This is a genomic window from Kitasatospora sp. NPDC091257, assembly GCF_044757675.1.
GTDB classification, from domain to species: Bacteria; Actinomycetota; Actinomycetes; order Streptomycetales; family Streptomycetaceae; genus Kitasatospora; species Kitasatospora lactacystinica.
The window spans coordinates 1-7,730 of sequence record NZ_JBIVVI010000336.1; the positions used below are offsets into that span (position 1 = coordinate 1).

The window sequence follows — 7,730 nt, forward strand, 5'->3', positions numbered from 1 at the left end:
GTCTACTTCACCGGCTCGAAGGCGCACAACATCAAGCTGCGCACGATGGCCGTCCGGGCCGGGCTGAAGCTCTCCGAGTACGGGCGTTCAGCCGCAGCACCCCGACCTCCGGGTGGCGGAACACCCGCAGCCAGGCCTCCGGCGGCGCGACCTCCTGGCGGTCCCACAGCTCCCGGAACAGCTCGCTGCGCGCCGACATCCGCTGCACGTGCGCCTCCCAGGCCGGCTCGCCCACGTGCTTGCCGTACGCCGAGCGCAGCACCGCCACCATCCGCGGCAGGGTCTCCTCCCGGTTCTCGCACGGGTTGCAGCACGGCGGGGCGGTCAGCATGCACCAGAGGCTGTTGAACACCACCCCGCGCGACGGGCGCATCCGGTCGGTGCCGAACATCGCGCGGTACGGGCCGTTGAAGCCCAGCACGTCGAACCGGGTGTTGGAGACCGCCGCCGGCAGCGGGGCCAGCGAGTCCAGGATCACCTGGATCGACGGCGACAGCTCCGGCACCGACGGCAGCGCCCGCGCCGAGGCGGACACCCCGGCCAGTCGGAACAGGTGCTCGTGCTCGGTGCCGTCCAGCCGCAGCGCCCGGGCCACCGCCAGCAGCACCTGCTCGCTCGCGTTGATCGGCCTGCCCTGTTCGAGCCACGTGTACCAGGTGACCCCGACCCCGGCGAGCTGCGCGACCTCCTCGCGCCGCAGCCCCGGCGTACGGCGGCGCAGCCCCGGCGGCAGCCCCACGTCCTCGGGGGTGACCCGCGCCCGGCAGGCCTTCAGGAAGCGGGCCAGTTCGGTGCGGCGGCGGTCGCGCCCGCCGGCCGCGGCGGGCAGTTCCTCCAGGACGGTCATGGCCCCATGGTGCCGCAGCCCGGGCCGCCGATACAGGTGCTGCCGGTACCAGGATCGGCAGGCTCTAACCACCAGTACCGGTACGGGGCCAGGCTGACTGCCATGACGGACCTTCAGATCCGGCCCCGCGCGGCCGCAGGCACCACCGGCGCCCCGGCGGTACGGCCCGGGCTGCTCCTCGCACTCGTCCTGTGCGGGCAGTTCATGGCCGTGCTCGACGTCTCCATCGTCAACGTCGCGGTCCCCACCATCAGAACCGACCTGGGCGCCTCCGGAGCCGCCCTCCAGCTGGTCATCGCCGGCTACACCATCGCCTACGCCGTCCTGCTCATCACCGGCGCCCGGCTCGGCGCCCGGTACGGCTACAGCCGGCTCTTCCAGCTCGGCCTGGCCGCCTTCACCGCCGCCTCGCTGGCCTGCGGCCTCGCCCCGGCCACCGGCTGGCTGATCGCCTTCCGGCTGCTCCAGGGGGCCGGCTCGGCCCTGATGGTGCCCCAGGTGATGAGCCTGGTGCAGCGCACCTTCACCGGCGCCGCCCGGGTCCGGGCGCTCGGCCTCTACGCGGCGGTGCTGGCCGGCGGCATGGCGCTCGGCCAGGTGCTCGGCGGCGTCCTGGTCAGCGCCGACCTGTTCGGCAGCGGCTGGCGGCCGGTGTTCCTGGTCAACGTGCCGATCGGCGTGGTGCTGCTCGCGGCCGGCGCCCGGCTGCTGCCCCGGCTGCCCGGCGACGCCACCCGGGGCTTCGACCTCCCCGGCCTGGTGGTGCTCGGCGCGGCCCTCGGCCTGCTGGTGGTCCCGCTCGTCCTCGGCCACGAGCTGGGCTGGCCCGTCTGGGGCTGGGCGATGATCGCGGCCGGTGTGCTGCTGTTCGGCCTGTTCGTGGCCGTCGAGCGCCGGATCGCCCGGCGCGGCGGACAGCCGCTGATCTCCGGGCGGGTGCTGGGCGCGCCGGGGCTGCGCCCCGCGGCCGCCGGACTGTTCGCGATCATGGCGGCCTTCGCGGGCTTCATGTTCGCCTTCGCCCTGCACCAGCAGGCCGGGCTCGGCCACACCGCGTTGAGGGCCGGACTCTGCTCGGCGCCCGTCGCCGTCGGCTTCGGCGTGTCCAGCATGCACTGGCACCGGCTGCCCGGCCGGCTGCACCGGATCCTGCCGGCGCTCGCCGGGGTGCTGCTCGGCGGCGGCTACCTGCTGCTCGGGCTGCTGCTCGGCGGCGGGGCGGAGATCGGCGCCGGGCCGCTGGTGGAGATGGCCGCGCTCGGCCTGGCCGCCGGCTGCGCGTACGCGCCGCTGGTCGCCCGGGCGCTCGCGGGGGTGGCGCCCGAGGACGCGGCCGACGCCAGCGGGGTGATGGTGACGGTCATCCAGCTCGGCCAGGTGATCGGCGTCGCGGTGCTGGGCTCGGTGTTCCTCGGCCAGGTCGACCTGCCGGCGCCGGCCGCCGAGTCGGGGGCGGCGTTGCGGGCCACGCTGCTGGTCGACGCCGCGGCGGTGCTGGTGGCCGCGGGCTTCGCGGTGCGCGGCCGGCGGGCGGCGCGGTAGCGGGGGTGCGGTCGGCGGTAGGGCGGTGGGGTGCGGTCGGCGGCGCGGCAGCCGGGTGCGGGCGGACGGCAGCGGTCGGGTGCGGGCGGCGGGCGGAGGTCGGCACGTCAGCGGGGCGCGTACGCGGTTGCCGTGCGCCCCCGGCGGGGGGCGCACGCCCGGGGCGCGGAAGAAGGACTCCCCGGGCTCCGCGGACGGGGCTCCCGGGGCGCGTGGTGCGGGCCTCGGGAAACGGATTTCAGGAGCACGCCCAGGACCGTGTAAAGTAGTCGATGTCGCCGAGGGAAACGGCCGGAAACAACCGGGAACCACGGTGACATCGCAGGTCAAGGGGCTATAGCTCAGTTGGTAGAGCGCTTGCATGGCATGCAAGAGGTCTGGGGTTCAATTCCCCATAGCTCCACAGCAGTCGAGAGCCGCCTCCCGGAAACGGGAGGCGGCTCTTCGCCGTTCTGCCCGCGCCACCGGTCGCGGCGGCCGGAATCCCGCTACCGTCGTGCCATGGCCGATCTGGAGCGAAGGCGGAACGAGGAACTGGCCCGGATACTCCACCAGCTCGGATGGAGTCCGGAACGGCTCGCCCGCGAGGTGAGCCTCGCCCTGCCACCGGGCCTCGCCATCAGCTCCACCGCCCCGTACAAGTGGCGCGACCGCGGCATGGTGCCGCGCAGCCCGCACGACCAGGCGGTCTGCGAGGTGCTCAGCCGGACCCTCGGCATCGCCGTCACCTACGAGCAGCTCTGGGGCCGGATGGGCGGCCACCGCGGCGCCAAGATCCTCTCGCCCCGGCTGCTCACCGACCCGTGGACCGCCGACACCGCCCAGACCGCGCTGCGCGAGGCCGCCACCGACGCCGGACCGGTCCGCCTCACCGACCTGTTCCGCAGCGCCGACCTCGACCAGGCCGCCGCCCGCCTCGACTCCCCGCCACCGCCCGTCGGCGGCGGCGAGGGCGCGCTGCGCGTCGAACCCGGGCTGGTCGGCGAGCTCGGCCTGTCCTACCGCAGCAAGCAGAAGCTCGAACGGGCCTGCGGCGGCGGCCTCGTCCTCGGCCCCGTCCGGGCCGAACTCGCCATGCTGGCCAAGCTGCTGGAACTCGGCGCGTACGACGAACGGCTCGGCCGCGAGCTGTACGGCACGGCCAGCAGGCTCGCCCGGCTGGCCGGCTGGGCCGCGTACGACCTCGGCCACGACGCGGCCGCGCAGCGCGCCTTCGTCGCCGCGCTGCGCGCCGCCCACGTCGGCGGCGACCCCCGGCTCGGGGTCGCGGTGCTCGGCGCACTGGCCGTCCTCGCCACCCAGGGCCCCGGCGGGCGCGGACTGGACGCCGTCTCCGCGCTCGCGACCGCCCTGGACACCCACGGAGCCGCGCTCGGCGCCACCGCCCGGGCCCGCCAGTACGGCCGGCTCGCCCGCGCGTACGGCCGCCGGGGCGAGGCCGAGCTGGCCGAGGCCGCCGCCGCCAGGGCCTTCGCCGAACTGGACGGCCTGCCCGGCGCCGAGGAGACCCGGGCCGGCGTCGCCGGGATGGTGGGGGAGGGACGGTTGGCGCTCGGCGGGTACCGGATGGCGAAGGTGCTGCTCGCCGAGGCCGTGGCCGGGCTCGGGCCGGGACGGGCCCGCTCCAAGGCGCTGCTCATGGTGCGCCTCGCCGAGGCCCACCGCAGGCTCGGCGACCAGCGGGAGGCGGCCCGCACCGCCGCGCTGGCGCGCTCGCTCGCGGCCGGGATGCAGTCCGAGCGGCTGGCGAAGGCGCTGCGGGAGTTCGACGCGGCGGGGCGGGCGGCGGCGCGGTAGGGCCCTCCGGATCTCCGGCGCAGTTCGGCCCGGCGCGGTCCGGCGCGGTCCGGGCCTGGATCCGCTCTCCGGCCCCGTCCCGTACGGCCCCGCGCGCCGGTCCCGTACGGCCCCGCGCGCCGGTCCCGTACGGCCCCGCGCGCCGTCCCGTCCCGTGCGGCCCCGCATGCCTGCGTGCGGGGCCGCACGCAGGCATGTGCACCCCGCAGCCCGCCGACCCGCTTGCGGTACCCTGAGCCCATGCGAACCGTGCGCCTGCTCCTTAGCCGGCCGCGCTGACCAGGACCGGCTGAGCCCTCGGGCGGTGCCGGAGTCGGCGTGGCGTCCCCTCCTGCGAGGGGATTTTTTGTTTTCCGCCCCCGACCCCGTCCCGGGCCGGGTACACGGGCCGGCCGCCTGTGCGGTTCGCCAACCGACATCGATGGAGCTTGAAGGACCATGAGCGAGACGACCCCTGCGTCCGGCGCGGCCGAGACCGTGACCGAGCCGTTCCGGTACAGCGCCGCGCTGGCGGCCGAGATCGAGTCCCGCTGGCAGGACATCTGGGAGAAGGAGGGCACCTTCCACGCCCCCAACCCCACCGGTGCGCTGGCCGACCCGGCGGCCGGCGACGTCACCGCGAAGCCGCACAGCTTCATCATGGACATGTTCCCGTACCCCTCGGGCGCGGGCCTGCACGTCGGCCACCCGCTGGGCTACATCGCCACCGACGTCTTCGCCCGCTACCAGCGGATGACCGGCCACAACGTGCTGCACACGCTGGGCTACGACGCCTTCGGCCTGCCCGCCGAGCAGTACGCCGTGCAGACCGGCACCCACCCGCGGGTCTCCACCGAGGCCAACATCGCCAACATGCGCCAGCAGCTGCGCCGGCTGGGCCTGGGCCACGACCCGCGCCGCTCGATCTCCACGATCGACCCGGAGTACTACCGCTGGACCCAGTGGATCTTCCTGCAGATCTTCAACTCCTGGTACGACGCGGACGCCCGCAAGGCCCGTCCGATCGCCGAACTGGTCGCCCGGTTCGAGTCCGGCGCGCGCGAGCTGCCGGGCGGGCGCGCCTGGGCCGAGCTGTCCGTCGCCGAGCGCGACGAGGTGCTGGGCGAGTACCGCCTGGCCTACGCCAAGGAGGTGCCGGTCAACTGGTGCCCGGGCCTGGGCACCGTGCTGGCCAACGAGGAGGTCACCGCGGACGGCCGCTCCGAGCGCGGCAACTTCCCGGTGTTCAAGTCCAACCTGCGCCAGTGGATGATGCGCATCACCGCGTACTCGGACCGGCTGATCGAGGACCTGGACCTGCTGGACTGGCCCGAGGCCATCAAGCTGCAGCAGCGCAACTGGATCGGGCGCTCCGAGGGCGCCCGGGTCGACTTCGCCGTCGACGGCGGGAAGATCACCGTCTTCACCACCCGGCCCGACACCCTGTTCGGCGCCACCTACATGGTGCTGGCCCCCGAGCACGGCCTGGTCGACTCGATCGTCCCCGCCGCCTGGCCCGAGGGCGTGCCCGCCGAGTGGACCGGCGGCGCCGCCACCCCCGCCGAGGCCGTCGCCGCCTACCGCGCCACGGCCGCCGCCAAGTCGGACGTCGAGCGCCAGGTCGAGGCCAAGGTCAAGACCGGCGTCTTCACCGGCGCCTACGCCGTCAACCCGGTCAGCGGCGAGTCCGTGCCGGTGTTCATCGCCGACTACGTGCTGATGGGCTACGGCACCGGCGCCATCATGGCCGTCCCCGCCCACGACCACCGCGACTTCGCCTTCGCCCGCGCCTTCGCGCTGCCGATGCGCTGCGTCGTCGAGCCGACCGACGGGCGCGGCTCCGACCCCGCCGAGTGGGACGACGCGTTCGACACCTACGACTCCGTCATCGTCAACTCCGCCCGCTCCGAAGGCGACCTGTCGCTGAACGGGCTGAGCGTCGTCGACGCCAAGGCCGCCGTCACCGCCTGGCTGGCCGAGCGCGGCATCGGCGAGGGCACCGTCAACTACCGCCTGCGCGACTGGCTGTTCAGCCGCCAGCGGTACTGGGGCGAGCCCTTCCCGATCGTCTACGACGAGGACGGCGTCATGCACGCGCTGCCCGAGTCGATGCTGCCGGTCGAGGTCCCCGAGGTCGACGACTACTCGCCGCGCACCTACGACGCGTACGACGCCGCCTCCTCGCCGGAGACCCCGCTGTCGCGCAACGAGGCCTGGGTCAACGTCGAACTGGACCTGGGCGACGGCGTCCGGAAGTACCGCCGCGAGACCAACACCATGCCCAACTGGGCCGGTTCCTGCTGGTACGAGCTGCGCTACGTCGACCCGTCGAACTCCTCGGCGGTCGTCGACCCGGCCAACGAGAAGTACTGGCTGGGCCCGACGGAGACCAAGCCGGCCGGTGGCGCCGACCTGTACGTCGGCGGCGCCGAGCACGCCGTGCTGCACCTGCTGTACGCGCGCTTCTGGCACAAGGTGCTGCACGACCTGGGCCACGTCTCGTCCGTCGAGCCGTTCCACAAGCTGTTCAACCAGGGCATGATCACCGCCGACGTCTACCGCGACGAGCGCGGCTTCCCGGTGCCCGCCGCCGAGGTCGAGGAGCGCGACGGCCAGTACTTCTGGCAGGGCGAGCCGGTCAAGCGCGAAGCCGGGAAGATGGGCAAGTCCCTGAAGAACGCCGTCGCGCCGGACGACATCGCCGACGAGTACGGGGCCGACACGCTGCGCCTGTACGAGATGTCGATGGGCCCGCTGGACGTCTCCCGCCCGTGGGACACCCGCGCCGTCGTCGGCTCGTACCGCTTCCTGCAGCGCCTGTGGCGCAACGTCGTCTCGGAGACCACCGGCGAGCTGGTCGTCACCGACGACGCGCCCGACGAGGCGACGCTGCGCGCCCTGCACAAGGCGATCGACGGCATCCGCGGCGACATGGCCGGGCTGCGCTTCAACACGGCCGTCGCCAAGGCCATCGAGCTGAACAACTACCTGGTCAAGCGCGGCTCCACGCCGCGGGCGGTGGCCGAGCAGCTGGTGCTGATGGTCGCCCCGCTGGCCCCGCACATCGCCGAGGAGCTGTGGCGCCGACTGGGCCACGGCGACTCGCTGGCGCACACCGACTACCCGGTCGCCGACCCGGCGTACGTGGTGGACGAGACGGTGACCTGCGTGGTCCAGATCAAGGGCAAGGTCAAGGCGCGGCTGGAGGTCGCGCCGGGCATCTCGGACGCCGAACTGGAGGCGCTGGCGCTGGCGGAGCCGGCGGTCGTCGCGGCGATCGGCGGGGCCGAGGTGCGGAAGGTGATCGCGCGGGCGCCGAAGCTGGTGAACATCGTCACCGGCTGAGTGCGGCTGAGCTCGATCGAGCGCGGCTGTGCTTGATCGAGTGCGGCTGCGAGTGGCTGCCGAGGCAGCGAGCGCGGAGCGGTCGGGCGGGCGTCCTTCGGGGCGCCCGCCCGGCGTTTTTGCGGGAGGCGGGGGCCGGAGGGGTTTCCCGCCCGGCGTTGCGCGGAGGGGCCGGAGGGTGCTCGCGGGGGCTTTCCGCGGCGGTCGGGGACCCTCGGGG

3 protein-coding genes, 1 tRNA gene and 1 pseudogene are annotated in these 7,730 nt (G+C 74.4%); 4 read left to right on the top strand and 1 reads right to left on the bottom strand.

Translation table 11 applies throughout. The features are described 5' to 3' along the window. Window positions 1-112: 112 nt before the first annotated feature. Window positions 113-847: pseudogene (locus tag ACIQOV_RS17605) on the bottom strand (helix-turn-helix transcriptional regulator); the annotation flags it as partial. A 102-nt stretch (window positions 848-949) separates the two neighbouring features. On the opposite strand from ACIQOV_RS17605, the gene ACIQOV_RS17610 reads away from it, so the two are divergent. The 4 genes from ACIQOV_RS17610 to leuS all read left to right on the top strand — a co-directional run bounded on the left by ACIQOV_RS17610 (window position 950) and on the right by leuS (window position 7,510). Next, complete coding sequence (locus tag ACIQOV_RS17610) at window positions 950-2,389, top strand: MFS transporter (protein WP_401049431.1); 1,440 nt, start codon at window positions 950-952, stop codon at window positions 2,387-2,389. Between the two features lie 330 nt (window positions 2,390-2,719). Beyond that, window positions 2,720-2,792 (top strand) — tRNA-Ala (locus ACIQOV_RS17615). 98 nt (window positions 2,793-2,890) lie between these two features. After that, window positions 2,891-4,186, top strand: a complete 1,296-nt coding sequence (locus tag ACIQOV_RS17620) for a hypothetical protein (protein ID WP_401049433.1) — start codon at window positions 2,891-2,893, stop codon at window positions 4,184-4,186. Between the two features lie 438 nt (window positions 4,187-4,624). Then, window positions 4,625-7,510: a leucine--tRNA ligase gene (gene leuS / locus ACIQOV_RS17625; protein WP_401049435.1), complete on the top strand. Its 2,886-nt coding sequence runs from the start codon at window positions 4,625-4,627 to the stop codon at window positions 7,508-7,510. Window positions 7,511-7,730 lie beyond the last annotated feature (220 nt).